The sequence below is a fragment of the Flavihumibacter cheonanensis genome, from assembly GCF_022352215.1.
Classification (GTDB): Bacteria; Bacteroidota; Bacteroidia; order Chitinophagales; family Chitinophagaceae; genus Flavihumibacter; species Flavihumibacter cheonanensis.
In genome coordinates, this window is sequence record NZ_JAKRWF010000001.1 from 968292 (window position 1) to 989642 (window position 21351).

Here is a 21351-nt window from a genome sequence, read left to right on the forward strand (position 1 = left end):
TGAATTGGGGCGAACGGTTCAAATCAAGTACGAAAGAGTACGTAATAAACTTATCTTGTAGGTAAGGTTTTGTTAAACGCTCCGCTGAAGCGGAACGTTTAACAAGGTGAGACGTGAGACGTGAAACGTGAAAAGTAAGAAAGGTTTAATGGTAATGGATGAATTCAGTTAATTGCTACCTCCCATTTTTACACGGTTTTGTTCATCATTGGCTCCACCAATTTTACGACGGGGTTGTGTTCCTTTAATTGGTTTTCCAAAGCGATAAACAAACGACAGGTTTACTACACGGGTATCGCGAAGGTTTATAAAGCTCGCATTGGTTGTTTGGAAATTAATGGTTCCTTTTACTTTCTGCGTGTAGAACATATCTCTTACATTCAGCTTAAGCGTTCCTTTTGATTTCAATATCTGTTTGGAAATTCCTGCAGCTGCAGCGCCGAGGGGATCAATCAGGATTTGTCCTTCTACCCCTTTGCTTCTATACCAGCCACTGAGTTCCGCACTCCAGCCTTTTTTAAACTTGAACTGGTTGTTGATATTAGCCATGAAAGTACCTGCTGATACATCAATGGTTTCATTATTGAGTTCCCCTTTGAATTGATTGTAATTGTAGTTGGTGTATACAATTGCTGTCCACCATTTTTGAACCGGAATCTGTGCGCTCACTGAAATACCAGCATTCTGACGGGAACCAATGTTTCCCTGGCGAACAATCGTTGCATACTCAGGTTCATTGAATTGTGGGTTTCCCTGGGAAAAGGTTTCACTGAAGAAATCCTTAGTATAACTGTAGTTCAGGGTGGTTGTCAGAAAACTGTTATAGGTATGCGTAAATTCTATGTTATGTGTGAACTGCGGTTGTAGGTAAGGGTTACCACGACCATACGTGTATTTATCCAGGAAGAACAGGAAGGGATTCAGGTCCTGGTAAGCCGGACGGTCAATTCTCCTGCCATAAGACATTGCCAGTTGGTTTTTGTCATTGGCAGCATAACTGACAAATAATGTTGGGAATAAACTGCCGTAATTGCGTTTGAAGCTGGAGTCTGCTCTTTGCGGGTTCCCAAACTGGTAGCCTTCATAACTGGTATGTTCGTATCGAAGGCCGGCCTGTATGCCAAATTTTTTGATCTGGCGATTGTAGTTCAGATAACCTGCAATAATATTTTCCTTGTAGTCGAAATTATTTGATTTGTCATAATCCGGTACCCATCCACCATTGATCAGGTTCGTATAACCAGCGACGTTATTGGTATTTACATAACTGGTTTTTAATCCGGCTTCCATTTTTGCGCCTTTTTTCAATGGCTGGGTATAGTCGATTTTAGCGGAATAAATATCAATATCAATTGGCAGACGGCCTTTCAGGTGTTCGACTGTTTTGGGAGACCAGTTTGGATCATATATAGTGTTTACAAATAATTGTTCACTATTGGATCCGTACGTGACATAGTCCAGGTCAGCAGTCAATTCTCTTCCGGTGGAGTCAAACTGGTGACGCATATTCACGTTGATGCTTTTGTTTTTCCAGAGATCCCTGTTGGAACTGGTAGCAGTTATGATAGAGTCATTTTGGGCTGCGGCGTTCATCATGTAGCTGGTATTGAGGCCAGCTTGTTTCTCCGGACTAAAGTTCCCGTTAAGTACGATACCCAATGTAGTTTTCTTATTCAGGAAATAATCCGCGCCAATTTTCATGTTATAATTCTTGTTCTCATTCTTCATGAAGGAAGTTTGCTCGAAAATGGCGGTAAGTTCTTTTGAGCTGGCATCCGAAAATTTCCGGTTGATGTTCAATTCCTGGAAACTGTTCCAGATGCTATATCCTCCATTGGCAAAAAAATTGAATTTGCCGGTGCGGTAGTTCAGGTTCAAACTGTTATTCGTTTTCCAATAAGCTCCCTGTCCATAATTAAGGGTTAATGTGCCATTAAAACCTTTTTGCTTATTCTTTTTGGTTTTGATGTTGATAATTCCGGAATTACCAGCTGCATCATATTTGGCAGAAGGATTGGTTACAAGTTCAATCTGATCGATGGAACTGGCTGGCATGGATTTCAATAAATTAGCCAGCTGTTCACCAGTAAGATAAGTTGGACGGCCATCCATCATTACCATGACGCTTTGTTTTCCTTTCAGGCTGATATTACCGTCCTTATCTACCATAACGCCAGGTGATTTTTCCAGTACTTCCAGGGCGGTTGCGCCAACATTGGTTACAGCTGCGTCCACATTCACAACAGTTTTGTCTATTTTCTGCTCAATGAATGGTTTACGGTGAACAACCGTAACACCTTGCATTTCACTGGAAACAGGATTGAGTTGAATTGATGGTAATTGAATAGCAGCATTGGCAGCACTTAATTCAAATTCGGCTGAATACGCTTTTTCATGACCAATGGCAGAATACAGCAGCAGGTAACGGCCAAAGGACAGGTCCAGGAATTCAAAATTCCCGGACTTGTCAGTTGATTGCAGTTTCACTGCAGAAGAGTCTTTTGCCAGCAGTACAGTAATGGTAACAGCTTCTGCCGGCTTTTGCTGTTTGTCCGTCACATTCCCCTTAACTGAGGTAGTGCTTTGGCCCATGCTGACGAAGGATAAGGTGGATAAGGCAATTGTCAGCAGAAAGAGTGTCTTTTTCATGTCTAAGGTTCTTTAATTAGTTTGGTACCGTTTAAGGTTAATTACAAGTCAAAAGTAGGTACTATGTTATGCAATGTACATTGTTTTGTGTTGGATGGCTTATTTTACTGATTTACGGCAAAAGGCCACATGAACATTGGACGATTAAGTCTGAATTAGGTTACAAGGATTGGAAGTTTCCTGATGAATGGTAGTAAAACAGGAAGAGCGGCCTATTGGCCGCTCTTCCTGTTTTTACAAAGAAATCAGTTAGCTTTTGAGTTTTTGGGGATGAGTTTGCTGGTATTTTTTGGCCCAAAACCAGATGATGATTCCGGTAATTACCAGTAGTGAGGAGATAATTTCCGCCTGGGTAGGCTGAAATCCGAATATAGTATACTTGGTATTTACCCTGATTTTTTCAATAAAGAATCGCTCAATACCATTAACTGCCAGGTAGAGTCCGAAGAGCCGGCCTGGTACTGGGATTTTCTTTCTAAGGCTCCAAAGGAATGCAAACAAAATCAAACAGGCGATCGTCTCATATAGTGGTGTCGGATAAACGGGTAATGGCAATTCATTGCAATAATTACCCTCACAACCTGGAATAGGAACTCCGGCATTAATAACATTATGGGGGTAGGTATAAGACCAAACCCAGTCTGGCAACCAGGAATAAGGATTCGGTCGATTGTTAACTATACCCCAGTCACCATCTCCCGCAACCTGACATCCGATTCTCCCAATTCCATATGCGAGCATCAGTGCAGGTGCAGCCGAATCACAGAGATGCCGGATGCCGATCTTATGTTTTCTTGCATACCAAATAATTGCAATAGCCGCACATATCAACCCCCCATAAAAGGTTAGTCCGCTAAAGGAGAGTAAGGCACCGATTGGATCGGCTACAAATTCGTTCCAGTTTTCGAGGTTGTGAAATATCTTGGCACCAGCAAATCCGAAGAGCGCAGCAAATACTACAAAATCGCCTACCCTGTCATGTGGCCAGATTCGGATTACTCTTTTTTCAGGCTTGGGTAAACGCTGTTTCTGCTTCTCTCTCCATTTCAACCCGGCAAATAAAAATCCAAGTAATATGCCAGAGCCGACTGAACCTTGAGAGGAAAATATAAACTCCTGAGGATCTTCCGGTCCCAATACAAAGGCACCAATAATTTTATATCCCAATAAAAAACCAAGAATAAAATTGGTAATCAATTCCGCAATACTGGCGGGCTCTCCTACTGTGATAGTTGTTTCTTCATACTGAAGATGCCCTTCCCTGCTTTTTCGTTTAAGCTCAAGGGTTAGTATCCAGGCAGCTCCCAGGAAAGCAAGCGCAACAAAGAAACCAAAGGAATTGATGAATCGTAATCCGGGCAGATTAACTCCAAACAGATCCTTAAAAGCGTAATATAAATTGGGATACATGAATTGTTGATTAATGGCCTATTTCTGCGCAATGATAAGAAATATGGAGCCGGCAAAAAAATAACCCCTCCTTAAAAGGAGGGGTTACCTGGTATTTTCTGAAAGCTTAACAATATTGCTCAAACGCTGCAATCAGGTTGTGGGCAATCATTTGTGCCGAACGACCTTCAATCATATGCCTTTCAATAAAATGAACCAACTGTCCATCCTTAAACAAGGCAATTGATGGGGAGGATGGTGGATAGGGCAGTAAATGCTCTCTTAATTTGCGAACAGCCTCAATGTCGAATCCCGCAAAACTGGTTGCGAGGTAATCAGGCTTTTTAGGACTGTTGTGTACAGCCATCAAAACACCCGGACGGGCTGTACCTGCCGAACATCCACATACGGAATTTACTACCACCAGGGTTGTTCCGGCCTTTTTTAAATGACTATCTACTTCTTCAGGAGTCAGTAACTCAACAAATCCCTGTTCAGTTAACTCCTCTTTCATGGGCATTACTATCTCTGCTGGATACATTATGTTGTTTTTTGAATTTGCAAATCTACTTTAAAAACATAAGAAAGCTTATTTGGTTCGTAGCTGTCAATATGGCGCCTTATTGATCAGGAGTAGTGTCATAATGTCTTTATGGCCTAGTCCATTTATGGGTTTTCTTCAAGTAATGGCAGAAATAAAGGGGTGGTATGCCAATTGAATACTAATCATTAAACACAAAAACAATAAAACTAAATAAGATGACTAGAGTAAAATTCAATCAGCCGGCACGTCCTTTTTTTCATTTACTGGATGACTGGTTCCAGGAGTTTCCAACACGTAATCCGAAAGAAATTGTAAATGGCATTCACGCTGTACCGGTAAATATTCTGGAAACTTCTGATGCATATCACCTTGAGTTAAATGCTCCTGGCAGAACAAAGGAAGAATTTAAAATACAGGTAGAGAATGGGCTTCTGACTATTTCATACGATCAGAAAGAAAGCAAGGAGCAGGAAGGTGTGAAGCAAATCCGCCGTGAGTTTTCACAACTTTCATTCAAACGCAGTTTTACACTGGACGACAAGATTGATGAAAATGGCATTCAGGCAAAATATGAGCAGGGCCTGCTCAAACTCTATCTTCCAAAAAAGGAAATAGTTGCCAATCAGCCCAAGCAAATTTCAATTCAATAAGTGTTTCTCATAAGCAGTTGGTTTTGGTATAGTCCCGATGTTTCTACTTCGGGACTTTTTCTAACATACTGTTAAAGCTATCTCCGCTGAAAATGAAGTAATATTGCCACGATTTTCAGCATGATCCTTAAATAACCAGAGAATGTTAAGACGAATATCCGCAATTGTGGTGCTGAACTTTTTTCTCCTGATCAGCCAGGGTGAATTGTATGCACAGGTAACCGATACCCTTCCCAGAAAGGATACACTTCATCTGTTGGACACTATCCCCCTAGGGCCAGACAGTTTACCTGTGGCGCCGATTGATACTACCCTACGGATTCTTAACCTATCTCCTTACCTGACCCTGCATGTAGATTCATCCATCAATTACAAACTTGAAATAAACCGGGTACCTGGGAATTATTTCTGGTATTTGCGAAATGCTCCAGTCGGACTGAAAATCGGCAAAGATGATGGGCGACTCACATTTAAGGCTGAAAAATCCCTGTTTTTATCAGGCCGACTAAGATATGACCAGGAATACAAGGTACAGATGGGCGTTCAGAATCTTTCAGATCCTAAAGAGAGAGTTGATACTTTTTTCACACTGATGTTTTACAATACTGAAATTGTAATATCACGTTTGAAGCCCGGCGTGAGTGAAACCATTTTCATTGATGAGGGGGATACACTTTCCATTCCGGTTCAATGTGAGCGTGGAAGCTTTCCGATTGAGTCCATTTCAACCTTAACGGATGCCTCCATTAAGGGCTATGAATCCGTACGTAAATGTGATGATATTTTCACCTGGGCTATCCCTTATGATTTTGTGAAAGACGGAGATAAGGAAAAGCAAAAGACATTCCATATCACATTTGTTGGAGCGGATAAGTTTTATAACAGGGATACAGCAAAAATCACTGTTGTGGTGCGCGATGCACTTAATTATCCCTTCCGGAAAGATGAATACGGCCGTGTAGTAAAGGAAATACAACGGTATATTTTACAATTAAAATTTAGCTTTAAAGAGCTGGATAAAAATGTAAAGCGAACTAAAGGAACCCGTACCGGTTTTGACCTGATGTCAGGTTCCTCCGCCCTTGCTGGAACTGTATTGTCTACCAGCTCTGCTGATGCTGATAAAAACATTGGTAAGGTAATGCCCAGTGTGGGGGTTGCACTTGTACCGGTGAAGGAAGCTGTTAGTCCTGTTAAAGCATATGAATCCAATTCCGCCGCACAGGTTAGAACAAGTATCAAACGACTTGAATACAGCCTCTCTGATAATGCGCTTGTTGGCGAAACAGACCCCGAAATTCTTACCAAGCTCGCTAAACTACGCAGCGATCTTAAGCAGGTTCAAACTCAGTTGATTGACGTACCAATGGTAGATACCGGTGGCATGAGTGAAGAAGAGCTCAACCAGTATTTCAATAGTCCGCGCGTCAACAAAAAATATAAGCTTACACGTAATTAATTACTGACATCCCTTTTTACGACGGGTATCGATGATATATTGAATCTTCCATGTTCCATTCAGCTTTACCAGTTGAAAGGAATTTACACCGCAGTGACTAAACTGGCTCCCCAAATAAAATTGATAGGGTGTCCAGGCAGTGGCTAGTGGACCGTCTACCAGTATAGTACCAAATTCAATGCGTTCATCGAGCACCTCTTTACCAGGCGTTCCTACCGATTTGATGAAGCCGTCAATAGATTCAGTACGAACCTGAATACTCCCATCCTTAGTTCTTCCGATTGTCTGAAGAACGGCCGTAGGTGCAAAAGCATCCCGTAACTGAACAGTATCACGGCTTCGCATAGCCGAAAATAACTGGTTGATGGTGTTTTTGATGCCGGATTCATCAGTTGTTTGTGCCCAGGCGGAAAAACTAACAAGTGTTAATATCAAGCCAAATAGCGCTTTCATGTGCTTACTCATTTAAACGGTTATTTTTTGTACCAGTCTACTAATGTATAACCAAAAATGATCCCTATGTTAAGAATTGTACCAGCGGTTATACTTACCGCAACCTTTGGCCTGATCAGTCTTTCCACAAAAGCACAGGGCCCCAGGTATCAGAATCGTTCCAACACAACGGTTATTGTAATAAACGACGATGATGACGATTGGCATGAAAGAGGTCATCATTACAGAAAGAATAAAAAGGGGAAACATTCCCGCCATTGGGAACATCCGGGAAACCGGAGGGGACGGATCAGTCATCCTCCACTTGTTATTATGGATACTCGGAACCTGCCAATTCGCAGGTACAACAATAACAGGTATTACTATCGAAGCCAGGCCGGCTTACACTACTGGCTCGGCCGCAATGGTTATCTCTACCTGGATGTCAAGTACATAAACCGGAACCTATGTACCGACCGTGAGTATGCGTATTGGGAAAGAGGGTATGGATGGTGATTCAATGGTACGGGAGGAATGGAAGATGGAGGAATGGAAGAGGGAGAAATGGAAGAGGGAGAAATGGAGAAATGGAGGAATGGAGGAATGAAAGAGGGTAGACAGGTAGATGAACACCCCATCCTCCTTTCCCCCCATCCTCTTTTCCTCCATTCTTCCCTACCCCACCACTTCCATCTTTGGGCTGGCATCCTGCTCGCGGGCAATGGATTTTTCAAGATGATGCATGGGCACCAGTTCCTCTTTCGCAATAGCAATATCATAAGGACCAACAGGCAGGAGTAGTTTAGCCAGAATGGGGGCTGTTTCCAATAAAATGATTAGCAAGGTGATCAAAAGATTCGCCATAAATACGCTGTCTTCCCGATCCGATAAACTTTGCAGGGCTTTGTTCCTGGCCAAAAATCCGATGTTGGAATATGCAGATTGAGCATACTTATCCTGATCGGACTTAAGCTCCTTTGCAGCATTCTCAAGAAATCTGGTTTGCCTGGCCAGCGCTGTATCCAGTCCGGGAAAAAGCTGCGCATAATTGCTGGCGGTTTGCTCATATGCGCCCTGTTTAAGCCGGGTAATCCGTTCAATCCCTCTCCTGCCTGACCCACCTGTACCATCAGCCTCCATCAGGTAGGCCTGTTGCAATTTCAGCAACGTATCCTGCATGGATGCTCTTCGCTGCAGCAGTAGGTTTCTTTCCAGCATGGCTGCAGCCACCCGGGCCTGGTGGATCGTATCCAGTTTCAGGTTATAGGCTTTAATTTGTTCCTGGATATGTGATTCTACCTCTACATTGATTTCTTTTTCAAAGAGTTTTAATTCCAGAGGTCGGGCGATCGTCACCCCGATAAAGATGGCCAATAATAAGCGTGGAAAGGCTACTTTCCATTGGCTGGAAGAAGACATTCCATATTTACGGATAGTGGACACCATAAACCGGTCGAGATTGAATATGATTGCCCCCCAAAGCAGGGCAAATGCAAAGGCCCATCCAATATGTTGGAAAATGGTATAAAAAGCATATCCGGACGAAAGGGCCGCAAGGGCAAAGGTGGCCAGTAAAACCCCACCCAGTGTATGGTATTTGGGGTGTTCCGTTGGATATTGTGCCAGCGTAGGTTGATGTACCCCGGCACACCACCAAAAAAAATGGGTGTTTTTACCTTTACTACCAGAAAATGATTCATAGCCGGAAATAGAGGTTTCCGGCGCGTCTGTTGGCTTCGCCATAGCGTTATTCAGTTAAGGAATCAAAAAAAGGTAGAAGTGGAACGACACAAATAACGACTATTTGAGCATAGTATTTCTTAAAGCTTTGGTAAGACGCAGAAATTTCCTGAATTGGTATTTTCGGTCTTATACTGTAAACTTGCAAGGACTGGATCTACTTTTTAAAACGATTTATTGATACATGGCTAAGAATTTATTGATAGTGGAGTCGCCGGCGAAAGCCAAAACCATTGAGAAAATCCTCGGGAAAGATTTTGAGGTGAAGAGCTGTTATGGCCATATCCGCGACCTGGAAAAGGGTGAAATGGGAATCGACATTAACAACCAGTACAAACCTCGCTATATAGTACCGGATGAGAAAGAAAGAGTGGTGAAAGAATTAAAACAACTGGCTAAAAAAAGTGACGAAGTATGGCTGGCAACGGATGAGGACCGGGAAGGAGAAGCCATTAGCTGGCATTTGTGTGAAGTACTCGGTTTAGATCCCAGCAACACCAAACGGATCGTTTTTCATGAAATTACCAAACCTGCTATTCAGAAAGCGGTTCAGTCGCCCCGTACGGTAAACATGAACCTGGTAAATGCTCAACAGGCGCGAAGAGTGCTCGACCGGATCGTAGGTTTTGAACTGAGTCCCGTTCTCTGGCGTAAAATGAGTATGGGAACTTCCCTGAGTGCCGGACGGGTTCAATCTGTTGCGGTTCGGTTGATAGCAGAACGCGAACGCGAGATCAATGCCTTCAAGTCTCAGAGTCATTTCCGTATTGATGCCTTTTTTACGGCCAATGACCTGTCCAATAAACCTGTTCTTTTCAAGGCTGAAGGACAAAAATATAATGAGCAGGAGGATGCAGAGAAGTTCCTTGAATCCTGCAAGGGGGCCAGTTATACAGTAACGGATATCCAGGTGCGTCCGGGTAAGAAATCTCCCGCTGCCCCATTCACAACTTCCACCCTGCAGCAGGAAGCAAGCCGTAAACTTGGTTATTCTGTAAGTAAGACGATGTTGCTGGCGCAGAAACTGTATGAAAGTGGTAATATCACGTACATGCGTACCGATAGCGTTAACCTGAGTGATACTGCCATGGATGGAATCCGTCAGCAGGTTACCGGGCAATATGGGCAGCGTTATTTTCAACCGCGCAAATTCAAAAACAAAAATGAGTCTGCCCAGGAAGCGCACGAAGCCATACGCCCAACCTACATGGAAAACAGTACGGTGGATGATCCGGAAACCAAGCGCTTATATGAGCTGATCTGGAAGCGTACCATGGCTTCCCAAATGGCTGATGCCGAATTGGAAAAAACTACAGCCAAAATTTCAATTTCAACCAATAAGGAGGAACTCACTGCAACTGGTGAAGTGTTGAAATTTGATGGCTTTCTGAAAGTATACCGGGAGGATCGGGATGATGACGACCTGACCGAGGAAGAGGGCAATGATAGCATGTTACCTCCTTTGCAGGTAAAACAGGTATTGCCGTTAAAAGAAATGACAGCCACTGAACGATTCAATCGGGCGGCCCCCCGTTATACAGAAGCATCACTTGTTAAGAAACTGGAAGAGTTGGGAATTGGACGTCCTTCTACCTATGCGCCTACTATAACGACCATCCTCAAACGAGGATATGTTGAGAAGCGCGATAAAGAAGGGGTTCGCAGAGATTTCAGGATACTGAAACTGGTAAAGGATCAGATCAAAAAAGAAATGTCTCAGGAAACAACAGGAGCTGAAAAAGCTAAACTGTTTCCAACTGATTTGGGACTGGTTGTTACTGACTTCCTGAATCAGTATTTCAATGATGTAATGGATTATGGTTTCACGGCCAAAATTGAGGAAGAATTTGATGAAGTTGCCAATGGGAAACGGCAATGGCATAAAATGATTGATGCTTTTTACAATCCCTTCAAAAAGGATGTAGATAAAACCATCGAAACGGCAGAACGGATTAAAGGTGAACGTGAACTGGGAACAGATCCTGAAACGGGTCGTAAAGTTGTTGCCAGGATGGGCCGTTATGGTCCAATGGTACAAATTGGGGATGCAAGTGAGGAAGAAAAACCAAAATTCGCCCGGCTCAAATCCGGTCAGAGTATTGAAACCATCTCCTATGAGGAGGCGATGGAATTATTCAAATTGCCCTTAACCATTGGAGAATACGAAGGGCAGGAAGTATCTGTGAATGTTGGCCGGTTTGGTCCTTATGTAAAATGGGGTGAGGAATTTGTATCTATCCCAAGAGGTGAAGAGCCTCTAACTGTGGATTTGGAAAGAGCAGTTGAGCTCATTAATGAGAAAAAGCAGGCTGATGCACCGATCGCAACGTATGAAGGACTACCTGTTACAAAAGGCAAAGGCAGATTTGGTCCTTTTATCAAATGGAATAACCTGTTTATCAATGTTCCGAAGGCATATAATTTTGATGCACTCAAACAGTCTGATTGCAATGAATTGATTCAGAAAAAACTGGAGAAGGAAGCCAATCGATTTATCCAGCAATGGCCTGCTGAGAAAGTTTCTCTTGAAAACGGTCGCTGGGGTCCTTTTATCCGGTTTGGCAAAAAAATGCTGAAGATGGGCCGAAAGGCGGATGGTTCCAAATTTACCGAGGAGGAACTAACTGGCATTTCCCTTGAAGAAATCAAAAAAATGATCGAAGCTGAAATTCCGGGAGCATTTGAAAAAGCAGCCAAAAAAGCACCTGCAAAAAAAGCGGCCACAAAGAAAGCTCCGGCTAAGAAAGCCGCGCCCAAAAAGGCAGCAAAAAAATCCTCACCCGGGAAAAAATAGCAAGGAAATCCGTTTACTGGCAGTACTTCCGCTTATCCACAGTAGTGGATAAGTATCGAGGCATTATACCTGCTTTCCAGCGAAATTTATTGGCGGAACAATAACAATATTTTGGGTGGTTTAAGCGTCCTAAGATTGTTATTAATCTGAACCCAACCAAGGAATGGAAGAAACCCGAGAAATATCAGCCCTTTTTCATCTCATTGATGACCCCGATATCGAGGTGTTTTCCACAGTGAGCGACCGGATTATCTCGCTTGGAACCAATATCATTCCAAACCTGGAACATTTGTGGGAAACGACTCCGGATGAGGCTGTTCAGGAGCGGATTGAAATGCTTATTCATCGCCTGCACTACTGTGAGTTAACCAATGATTTTCAACGATGGAAAGCACAACCTGCTCCAGATCTGCTAGGTGGGGCCCTGTTGGTTTGTAAATTTCAATACCCCGACCTTAATGTCAGCGCTATTCTGCAGGATATTGAAAAAATGCGACGAAATATCTGGTTGGAGCTCAATAATTACCTTACGCCGCTGGAACAAACCAACGTACTCACCACAATTCTTTATAATTACTACCATCTGAAAGGTTCTGAAATTAATTATTCAGAGCCGAATGATTTTCTATTAAATAAAGTCCTGGAAACCAAAAAAGGAAATGCCATTAGCAATGGTATTCTGTACCTGGTACTTTGCGATTTGCTCGATATTCCCATACGTGCTGTTCCTATTCCCCGGCAGTTTATACTTGCTTATTTTGATATGGAACCGGGTGTTTGGCAGGAACCTGCTTCTAACCCGATGCATCAAATTCAATTTTATATTGATCCCATGAGTGGCCAGGTATTTACACAAAAAGATGTGGATACCTATTTCAAAAGGATATCTGTTCCGCCTACCGCTTCCTTCTTCAAACCAATGAATACCATCCGTATCATTCAGCATTTACTCGAAGAATTTTCCCGCTGCTATGAGTCAGATAAAGATGGATATAAACAGGAGGAACTGATGAAATTGGCGCAGCTGTTGGAAACGTGAGACGTCAGACGTGAGACGTCAGACGTGAGACGTGAAAAGTGAAAGGTGAAAGAGAGTGAAAGGTGAAACATGAGTTCTCTGAGGTTTAAGCATCCAAATAAAATAATAAAAGCCCGCAGAAATGCGGGCTTTTATTTTAGAGATTTGTCTCACGTCTCACGTCTGACGTTTCACCTTCCTCACAGCTCCCATCCTTTTCTTCTTTCACGTTTCACGAACTGGTTGGCTTCTTCGAAATTGGTGATTTTCATATTCTTCGCATCCCATAACAATTTCTTACGACCCAGGTATTTGTCGTTCCAACCTTTCAGGTTGGGATTTTTCATCATCCAGCTGCGAATCGCCAGGTTACCGATGAGAATACTTTCTGTAAATGGTCCCGCATATTCAAAAGGAGAACTGGTTTTTCCTTTTCCATGACCTGCAATACAAGCATATACCCATTGTGCATAATGCCCTTCTGGTACTCTTGCGATGGTTGGCGCTGGCAGGCTTTCCTGCATTTTGGTTGTAGGCAGCAAACGCGGATTTTCACCATAGCAATCAGCCAAAAGTTTCCCTTTAGTTCCTTCAAAGAGGATTCCACCATCCCAATTGCCAAATGCTTCTCCCGGTAACAATTCATCCGGACGGTTTGGCAGAAGGCCACCATCGTACCAGGAAATTTTAATATTACCTTTTCCATCCGTTCTGGGGTAATCCAGGTGGATGATAGAAGAAGGAGGACATCCATCCGGATTGGAGCTTTCAACCCACATATCCTGCCAGATATTGGCAACACTGCACTCAACTGAACTTGGATAAAGAATGGGCAATATCCGGAATGCCGGATCCAAAATATGACAGGCCATATCACCCAGGGCACCGGTTCCGAACGCCCACCAGCCTCTCCAATTGAAGGGCAGGTAAGCTGGGTTATAATCAATGTGCTGTGCAGGACCAAGCCAAAGGTCCCAATTCAGTTCTTTTGGAATATCATGTTTACCGGAAGGTGTAGGAATACCTTGTGGCCAAACCGGACGATTGGTCCAGGCATGTACCGTATGAACATCCCCAATCATGCCCGCATCAATGAGTTCTTTTGCTCTTCGAACTCCATCCCCACTACCTCCCTGGTTTCCCATTTGGGTAACCACTTTGTATTTTTTGGCAGCTTCGGTTAACAAACGTGCTTCATAAATATCGTGGGTTAGTGGTTTCTGTGTATAAACATGCTTTCCTAACTGCATGGCTGCAAGGGTAGCATTAGCATGCGTGTGGTCAGGAGTAGAAATGGAAACCGCATCGATCTGGTTTTTGTGTTTTTCCAGCATGTCCCGGAAATCCTTATAATAAGGCGCTTTGGGATGTGCCTGGCGTGACTTGGCCGCTGCCCTGTCATCCACATCGCAGAGCGCAACAATATTTACTTTGCCGGTTTTGTAAAACTCTGCAAGGTCGCTGGTGCCTTTACCTCCGGCACCAATTCCTGCAACATTCAGTGTATCACTGGGTGCAACAAAGCCTTTTCCTAAAACATGGCGGGGTACAATGAAAAAACCTGCGGCTGCTGCAGTCGAATTCCGAAGGAATTTTCTACGCGATGGCGATAAACGGGGCATAATTACAATCGGTTTGATAAAAATTAAAAGATGCCTGAATTTACGGTAGGTTTGTTTACCGATTACGCATTGAATCAAAAAAAAACGATCATTTTGCGTTAATATCTTGAAAATATGTTCATAAGCTGGTCTGATTTTGAAAAAATAGATATTCGTCTTGGGACCATTCTGGAAGTGCAGGATTTTCCCAAAGCCAGAAAACCCGCCTTCCAGTTAGTTATCGATTTTGGGGAAGCCGGCATAAAAAAATCCTCGGCGCAGATTACTGATCTATATTCAAAAGAAGAATTAGCTGGCCGGCAGGTAATTGTCATCCTTAATTTTCCTCCCAAACAAATTGCCAATTTCAATAGTGAATGCCTGGTTTTAGGAGTATATACACCCAATAATGAAGTAGTATTATTACAACCAGATCGTCCGGTAAAAAATGGTTCTAAGATCGGATAGTACTCATCCTTTATCCAACTCCTCACCTGTAAAGCTAAAAGGCAGCAAATGATTCATTGAACTTATTATAAATATAGGTCCAACTTGTCCGCCCAGGATAATTCTAATAGGAGCCTGCTGCCTTTTTTCCTGCTCAATGAGTGATTGCCTGCAAATACCACAAGGTGAAATGGGGTGGTTACTTGCTGCTCCGGCTGAACGAAAACTAATTGCCATGGCATGGATTACAGCCCCTGGATAAACAGAGGACACAGCAGCCAGTACAGTACGTTCTGCACAAATTCCGGCAGGAAAAGATGCGTTCTCCTGGTTCGTTCCACTCAACAATTGGCCATTGTCCAATTTTACTGATGCCCCCACAAAAAACCTGGAATAGGGTGCATAAGCCTGAACCGTTATAGCACGGGCAGTTTCCAGTAAAGCGGCATCCCCTTTCTGCAATTCCTCAATGGAATCGTAAACTTCATAAGCAAATTCAAAGGAGTTGGTTTTCATACTGTTCGTTTGGAGCGCTTTCCAATTAGTTTAATGAATCGTTCTGAAAAGACGATTCCAGCGTATTCCTTTGTTCAGGCTCATCCAAATGATCCAGGCTTCCCCCACCACATGATCTTCCGGAACAAAGCCCCAGAAACGGCTGTCCTGCGATTGGTGGCGGTTATCCCCCATCATCCAGAAATAATTCATCTTAAATGTGTATTGGTTGGTTGGTTCTCCGTTGATAATAAATTGATCGCCCTGTCTTTCCAACTGGTTGCCTTCGAAAACACGTATTGTTCTTTCGTAAATGGAGTAGTTATCTGCCGTAAGTGTAATTGTTGCCCCTTTTTTTGGTATCCAGATCGGGCCATAAAAATCTTCTGTCCATTTGTGCTTTCCGTCATGCGGAAAAATATCAATGGTAAATTTGGTTGGAGGCACTGCATCCGGACGAATCAGCAGAGGAGTTATCCGTTTCACCAAACCGCTTTTTTGTAACTTATCAACTGCTTCTGCGGTGAGTAACATATTGAATACATTACCACTCAATCTGGCAAATTCCTGCTCATCGTTGATATCGATATCATATTCATCTTTCATGAACTCCGCATTTAGCGGCTGTCCGTTTGTTTCAATTTCATAGAGCAACTGTGATTTGGGGGGAACGAATCCCGGCTCACCGTTGATATAGACACGTCCTTCGCGAACTTCCAGGGTATCACCTCCGATTGCTACACACCGTTTGATATAATTTTCACGCTTATCTACTGGCCGTATTACCAGCGGATAGGTTTCAGGGTCGCTTAGAATCATTTGTCTCCCCAAATCCATATTGCCGTTTCCAAATTGACGGGCAACATTGTAATATGGATACATCGACTGAAACTCCGGCTTATTGATAACGGTATCTCCATCCGGAAAATTAAATACAACTACATCGTTTCTTTTAACCGGGCTGGCAAACCACCTGCTGTAAGGCAATTTGATAAGTTCCGAATAGGATTTAGTGGTACTACCCGGCAATGAATGATGTACGAAGGGAACCGCCAGTGGTGTGTTTGGAATCCTGGGGCCATAGCTCAGTTTGCTAACAAATAAGAAATCATTTACCAAAAGCGTCTTTTCCATGGATCCGGTTGGAATCGTGTATGCTTCAAAAATAAAGGTGCGGATCAGTGTAGCGGCAACAATGGCAAAGATGCCGGCATCCACCCATTCCCGTACGGGTGTTTTTTTATAATGTTTCACTCCTTCCGGGCCGATAAAACGGGTCTTGGGGTCCATCCCAATCATTGGAAAATAAACGAATGGCAGTAAGCAGGTCAACGTATGTTCCCAAAAGCTGAACTTATTAAAACATTTTACAAATTCAATCAGGATACCCATTGTAACGAACCAACCTACCACTGGAATAAACTGCCAGAAAAACCAGTGTTTCGGACGTTTGGCGATTTCCAGCATGGTCCAGGTATTGTAAAAGGGAACAAAGGCTTTCCATGCAGGCACTCCTGCTTTCTGAAACAATTTCGAAAGGCCAAAAGCCGGTAACATCACCAGTAAAAGTGAAATCAGGGATACGATCAAAATCTGATTCGTTGTCATTCAGGCAATTTTAGATGTGGGCAAAAATACCATTATAAGGTAATAATACTAGTTTCCTGCACTATTTGTAACTGTTTTATGTAAATTATGACAGCATAGCCCCCAAATTTTTGTTAATCGGAATTTTTACCGCATTCTTGCAACCGTTATGAACAGGTTCAGCATTCGGGATATAGAAAAGCTTACAGGTATTAAAGCACATACACTCAGGGTATGGGAGCAGCGGTACCAGTATGATTTCTCGAAGCGAAAAGAGGGTGGGCATCGCTATTATGACGGGGAGGATTTAAAGAAAATACTGCGACTTTCCATCCTGTACAAAAGAGGAAACAAGATTTCATCATTGCTGGAAATTGATCAGGAGCAACTGGCTTCTTACTGCATGCAGGATTTAAACGCAGGCGTATATGCTGAACCATTTCGCCAACTTTTGGAAGCCGTTTCCAATTTTGACGAGGAAACGTTTAACCAGGTAGTTCATTTGCAGATTTTGCACATAGGACTTCAAAAGACAATGCTGGAAATCATTTTTCCGTTACTGAACCTGATCGGAAATAATTGGCTTTGTGACCGGGTAATTCCTGCCCAGGAGCACTTTTGCAGTTCGCTTGTAATGAAAAAGTTATTGCTTGCAATAGATGGACTGGAAACGGAAAATGCCGAAAATGCCCGAACTGTTTTATTATTTACACCTATTGGAGAATCTCATGAGATTCCTATTCTTTTTATGCACTACCTGTTAAAAAAGAATGGTTCAAAATGCGTTTACTATGGCAAAAATGCCAACCTCCATGTGTTAAAGGATATCTGTGAAGTGCATCATCCGTCTCATCTGTTTTTTCACCTGATCACACACCTGGATGATCGTCCGTTGGAAAACTACCTTCAGGAACTGCTCTATCATTTTCCTGACAAGAAAATAGTTGCAGCCGGCCCTGCCCTGCAAAACCAATCGCTTCCATCTCACCCATCTTTTACCTGGTTAAAAGACTGTGAGGCCATGCTGAAATTTTCAGCAGCTGACCAGGTTAATTCCTTGGCACCACATTATTGACGACATCTTCCTTCACTATTGTTTTACCTGACAGGATAACCAATCGCTCCACAACATTTCTCAATTCCCGTATATTACCAGTCCAGTTGTAATCGCGCAGCGCTTCCAAGGCATCTGCCTCAATTTCTTTTTTGGCGATACCGTATTCTATACAGATATTCTCAAGGAATTTATCTACAAGCAGCGGAATATCATCTCTTCTATCATTAAGAGATGGAACATGAATCAGGATAACACTCAAACGATGATACAGATCTAGCCGGAAGTTTTTTTCTTCCACTTCTTTAAGCAAGTCCTTGTTTGTAGCAGCTACCACTCGAACGTCTACTGAAATTTCTTTATCACCCCCTACCCTTGTGATTTTTCCTTCCTGTAATGCCCTCAATACTTTTGCCTGTGCCGATAAACTCATGTCGCCAATTTCGTCCAGAAACAATGTTCCTCCACTGGCCTGTTCAAATTTGCCAATACGTTGCTTAATGGCAGAAGTAAAGGAGCCTTTTTCGTGTCCAAAAAGTTCACTCTCGATCAATTCTCCTGGGATTGCAGCACAGTTTACTTCTACTAACGGACCGGAAGAGCGATTGCTTTTCTCATGGAGCCAGCGGGCTACCAACTCTTTTCCTACCCCATTTTCGCCTGTTATTAATACACGGGCATCAGTAGGTGCTACCTTCTCAATGGTGTCTTTGATTCGTTGGATAGCAGGAGAATTTCCAATCATTTCCTGCACCTTGCCTACCTTGCGTTTTAACACTTTTGTTTCCGTAACAAGGGAGGTTTTATCCATTGCGTTTCGTAAAGTAATCAATAGGCGATTAAGGTCCGGTGGCTTGGAAATATAATCAAAGGCGCCTTTTTTAACCGCCTCAACAGCGGTTTCAATAGTGCCGTGACCAGAAATCATAATGATGGGTATATCCGGATTGGCTTCCCTTGCTTTATCCAGAAATTCAATTCCATCCAGTTTCGGCATTTTGATATCACAGAGTACTACGTCAAAATTTTTTTCCTTAAATTTTTTCAATCCTTCTTCCCCATCCGATGCCTCTTCTACCTTATATCCCTCGTAGGATAGAATCTCTCCCAATGTTTTGCGAATGGCTCTTTCGTCGTCAATTATTAATATTTGGGACATGTTAAAATCAGTTTATGCTGTGGTATCGATTGTGTAAATAATTTGGAATTGCATCTCAACTGTACCAAAAATACCGATTAATGCAATTGCCCCTGATATTGGCAATTATTTTGCCATTTTTTCAACGTGCAGATAAACTGAGGTCAATTGAATCCATTGCTGTTCCGTCGGGCTTTGTCAGACCGGTGGCTGCAACAGGAAGTTATTCAGACTATCTCCGGAAACTCGTATTAAAGCAAAACAAGACGGTATATTATTATACTGGTCTGCCCAAGCCAAACCAGCAGGCTACTTATGCAGTGCTGGACTTACCGGTTCGGAATAATTCCCTGTTACAATGTGCGGATGCGGTTATGCTCATACGGGCGTCCTGGTTGTTTGAACAGCAGCAATATGAACAGATTCATTTTTTCGCAACAGACGGTACCTTGTTGAATTATTCCGATTGGTGCAAGGGGGGGCGATATATACTGAAGGGAAATAAATTGCTAACGGTAAGGCGTAGTGCTCAATCAGTTTCGCCGGGGGTACGATCAAACCTGGATCGTTTTCTTCAGCAAGTGTTTGTCTATTGTGGTACAGCTTCTCTTTCAAGGCAGATGAGGCGCAAGTCAGCCAACTCAAGTCCCGAAGCAGGTGATGTATTTCTTCAGCCCGGTTATCCAGGCCATGTTATGCAGGTTGTGGACCTGGCAAAGAATGCAAAAGGGGAAACTGTTTTTATCCTGTTGCAGGGGTTCATGCCAGCTCAGGATATTCACCTGGTTAAATCCGTCAAAACACAATACCCGCAACCCTGGCAGCACTTTACAGGCGGCAGCTTTCAAACGCCTGAATGGAATTTTCCGGCTGGCAGTTTGTACCAGTGGTAAAGTGGAAACGCTTCGTAATTGTACTAAAAAAATCGGGTAGAACTGTGATTGACAGGAGTAGTTAGGGATTGTATTTTTGAAGTATCCAAAATCCAAAAATATCCACCTATGAACAGACTACGTCACCCTTTGAAAAACACCCGCGAGATCAGCGTGTGGCAATTGACAACCAAACTTGTTTTATTGGCAGGCGTTCTAATGGCCTACTCGTATTGCTTTCTGCTTACTGTTGGAAGCATGCTGAAGTGAGACGTCAGACGTGAGATGTGAGAAGCTACGTGGAGCTAACGCCCAAAAAAATCAAAACCCGTAAGAGAATTTCTCCTACGGGTTTTTATATTTTTTGACGTCTCACGTCTGACGTCTCACTTTTCACCTTTCACCTTTCACCTTTCACTTCTTCATATACATCACTTCCTTTACCAGCTTTACCGTTCTTGCAACATCTGGTAAAGCAGCAGCTACCAGATTGGGAGCATAGTGCAACGGTGCATCTGCAGCTGTTATCCTGCGAATCGGTGCATCGAGGTAATCAAATCCTTCTTTTTGGATCCGGTAGGAAATTTCAGAAGAGATGGATGCAAATGGCCACTGTTCTTCAACAATAACCAGGCGATTGGTCTTCTTTACACTTTCAAGGATGGTCATCCAGTCGAGCGGACGAATGGTTCTTAGGTCAATCACCTCCGCGTTTACACCTTCTTTTTCCAGTTCAGCAGCTGCTCCTAAAGCAACTTTCATCATTTTATTGAATGAAACGATGGTAACATCGGATCCTGCTTTTTTTACATCTGCTTTACCTAACGGGATATAGTACTCTTCTTCAGGAACTTCCGACTTATCGCCGTACATTAATTCAGACTCCATGAAAATCACGGGATCCTCTTCGTAACGAATGGCTTGCTTCAACAATCCTTTTGCATCGTAACCATTAGATGGGGATACTACTTTGATGCCCGGAATATTGGCATAATAACTTTCGAATGCAGTAGAGTGCTGGGCTCCTAATTGTCCGGCTGAACCATTGGGTCCACGAAATACGATGGGACAGGAAATCTGACCTCCACTCATCGCAAGCATTTTAGAAGCTGTATTCAGAATCTGGTCAAGTGCCAGAACAGCGAAGTTCCAGGTCATGAATTCAACAATGGGACGCAGGCCGTTCTGAGCTGCACCAACTGCAACTGCAGCAAATCCAAGTTCAGAAATTGGGGTATCGATCACTCGTTTTTCACCAAATTCATCGAGCATACCCTGGCTAACTTTGTAGGCTCCATTGTATTCAGCCACTTCCTCTCCCATCAGGAATACGCGATCATCGCGACGGAACTCTTCATTCATTGCTTCGCGCAGCGCTTCTCTAAATGCAATTGATCTTGCCATTCTTTTGTTTTTATAAGGAGTGGCAAATTTATTGGTTACACTCCAAATGCGCAAAAAATCCCCCATAAATGCCAAAAG

The 21351-nt window shown here is 43.0% G+C and carries 20 protein-coding genes; 10 read left to right on the forward strand and 10 right to left on the reverse strand.

Annotation, left to right across the window (positions count from 1 at the left end):
* Positions 1-168: 168 nt before the first annotated feature.
* From MD536_RS04235 to MD536_RS04245, 3 genes are all read right to left on the reverse strand, one after another.
* Positions 169-2649 (reverse strand): outer membrane beta-barrel protein, encoded by a 2481-nt coding sequence (locus tag MD536_RS04235; protein ID WP_239596098.1) that lies wholly within the window; start codon positions 2647-2649, stop codon positions 169-171.
* A gap of 249 nt (positions 2650-2898) precedes the next feature.
* On the reverse strand, positions 2899-4059 hold the full coding sequence (locus MD536_RS04240) for a prolipoprotein diacylglyceryl transferase (protein ID WP_239596100.1): 1161 nt from the start codon (positions 4057-4059) through the stop codon (positions 2899-2901).
* Positions 4060-4165: 106 nt separating this feature from the next.
* Complete coding sequence (locus MD536_RS04245; protein ID WP_239596102.1) at positions 4166-4579, reverse strand: BrxA/BrxB family bacilliredoxin; 414 nt, start codon at positions 4577-4579, stop codon at positions 4166-4168.
* A 218-nt stretch (positions 4580-4797) separates the two neighbouring features.
* Between MD536_RS04245 and MD536_RS04250 the strand changes: the two genes are divergently transcribed.
* Complete coding sequence (locus MD536_RS04250; RefSeq protein ID WP_239596104.1) at positions 4798-5232, forward strand: Hsp20/alpha crystallin family protein; 435 nt, start codon at positions 4798-4800, stop codon at positions 5230-5232.
* 142 nt (positions 5233-5374) lie between these two features.
* The gene (locus tag MD536_RS04255) at positions 5375-6691 is read left to right on the forward strand and encodes a hypothetical protein (protein WP_239596106.1); all 1317 of its coding nucleotides are present in this window, start codon (positions 5375-5377) and stop codon (positions 6689-6691) included.
* On the opposite strand, the gene MD536_RS04260 is transcribed toward MD536_RS04255, so the two are convergent.
* Positions 6692-7144, reverse strand: a complete 453-nt coding sequence (locus MD536_RS04260) for a nuclear transport factor 2 family protein (protein WP_239596107.1) — start codon at positions 7142-7144, stop codon at positions 6692-6694. It abuts the gene before it with no gap.
* Positions 7145-7210: 66 nt separating this feature from the next.
* On the opposite strand from MD536_RS04260, the gene MD536_RS04265 reads away from it, so the two are divergent.
* Entirely contained in the window at positions 7211-7639 is a 429-nt protein-coding gene (locus tag MD536_RS04265; protein ID WP_239596109.1) for a hypothetical protein, read from the forward strand.
* Positions 7608-7730, forward strand: a complete 123-nt coding sequence (locus MD536_RS21880) for a hypothetical protein (RefSeq protein ID WP_262915891.1) — start codon at positions 7608-7610, stop codon at positions 7728-7730. The genes MD536_RS04265 and MD536_RS21880 overlap by 32 nt, the downstream gene beginning before the upstream one ends.
* Positions 7731-7798: 68 nt before the next feature.
* On the opposite strand, the gene MD536_RS04270 is transcribed toward MD536_RS21880, so the two are convergent.
* The gene (locus MD536_RS04270; RefSeq protein ID WP_239596111.1) at positions 7799-8866 is read right to left on the reverse strand and encodes a DUF4407 domain-containing protein; all 1068 of its coding nucleotides are present in this window, start codon (positions 8864-8866) and stop codon (positions 7799-7801) included.
* Positions 8867-9047: 181 nt separating this feature from the next.
* On the opposite strand from MD536_RS04270, the gene topA reads away from it, so the two are divergent.
* Together topA and MD536_RS04280 are read left to right on the forward strand one after the other, a co-directional pair.
* Positions 9048-11657 carry a type I DNA topoisomerase gene (gene topA, locus MD536_RS04275; protein ID WP_239596113.1) on the forward strand — a complete coding sequence of 870 codons (2610 nt, stop codon included), beginning with the start codon at positions 9048-9050 and terminating at the stop codon, positions 11655-11657.
* A 163-nt stretch (positions 11658-11820) separates the two neighbouring features.
* Positions 11821-12696: a transglutaminase-like domain-containing protein gene (locus tag MD536_RS04280; RefSeq protein ID WP_239596115.1), complete on the forward strand. Its 876-nt coding sequence runs from the start codon at positions 11821-11823 to the stop codon at positions 12694-12696.
* A 179-nt stretch (positions 12697-12875) separates the two neighbouring features.
* Here MD536_RS04280 and MD536_RS04285 read toward each other — a convergent pair whose 3' ends face one another.
* A complete protein-coding gene (locus MD536_RS04285; protein WP_239596117.1) occupies positions 12876-14297 on the reverse strand; it encodes a Gfo/Idh/MocA family protein in 1422 nt (473 codons plus the stop codon).
* A gap of 114 nt (positions 14298-14411) precedes the next feature.
* Between MD536_RS04285 and MD536_RS04290 the strand changes: the two genes are divergently transcribed.
* A complete protein-coding gene (locus tag MD536_RS04290) occupies positions 14412-14744 on the forward strand; it encodes a tRNA-binding protein (protein WP_239596119.1) in 333 nt (110 codons plus the stop codon).
* A gap of 3 nt (positions 14745-14747) precedes the next feature.
* On the opposite strand, the gene MD536_RS04295 is transcribed toward MD536_RS04290, so the two are convergent.
* Both MD536_RS04295 and lepB read right to left on the reverse strand, forming a co-directional pair.
* Positions 14748-15239, reverse strand: coding sequence for a cytidine deaminase (locus MD536_RS04295; protein WP_239596121.1), 492 nt, complete (start codon positions 15237-15239; stop codon positions 14748-14750).
* Between the two features lie 30 nt (positions 15240-15269).
* Positions 15270-16826: a signal peptidase I gene (gene lepB, locus MD536_RS04300; protein ID WP_239596123.1), complete on the reverse strand. Its 1557-nt coding sequence runs from the start codon at positions 16824-16826 to the stop codon at positions 15270-15272.
* Between the two features lie 148 nt (positions 16827-16974).
* On the opposite strand from lepB, the gene MD536_RS04305 reads away from it, so the two are divergent.
* Entirely contained in the window at positions 16975-17880 is a 906-nt protein-coding gene (locus MD536_RS04305; RefSeq protein ID WP_239596125.1) for a MerR family transcriptional regulator, read from the forward strand.
* On the opposite strand, the gene MD536_RS04310 is transcribed toward MD536_RS04305, so the two are convergent.
* Positions 17855-19018, reverse strand: coding sequence for a sigma-54-dependent transcriptional regulator (locus MD536_RS04310; RefSeq protein WP_239596127.1), 1164 nt, complete (start codon positions 19016-19018; stop codon positions 17855-17857). The genes MD536_RS04305 and MD536_RS04310 overlap by 26 nt on opposite strands.
* A gap of 80 nt (positions 19019-19098) precedes the next feature.
* Between MD536_RS04310 and MD536_RS04315 the strand changes: the two genes are divergently transcribed.
* Entirely contained in the window at positions 19099-19890 is a 792-nt protein-coding gene (locus MD536_RS04315; protein WP_239596129.1) for a DUF4846 domain-containing protein, read from the forward strand.
* Between the two features lie 108 nt (positions 19891-19998).
* Complete coding sequence (locus MD536_RS04320; RefSeq protein WP_234863533.1) at positions 19999-20139, forward strand: hypothetical protein; 141 nt, start codon at positions 19999-20001, stop codon at positions 20137-20139.
* Positions 20140-20283: 144 nt separating this feature from the next.
* On the opposite strand, the gene MD536_RS04325 is transcribed toward MD536_RS04320, so the two are convergent.
* Positions 20284-21273 carry a pyruvate dehydrogenase complex E1 component subunit beta gene (locus MD536_RS04325; RefSeq protein WP_239596131.1) on the reverse strand — a complete coding sequence of 330 codons (990 nt, stop codon included), beginning with the start codon at positions 21271-21273 and terminating at the stop codon, positions 20284-20286.
* Positions 21274-21351 lie beyond the last annotated feature (78 nt).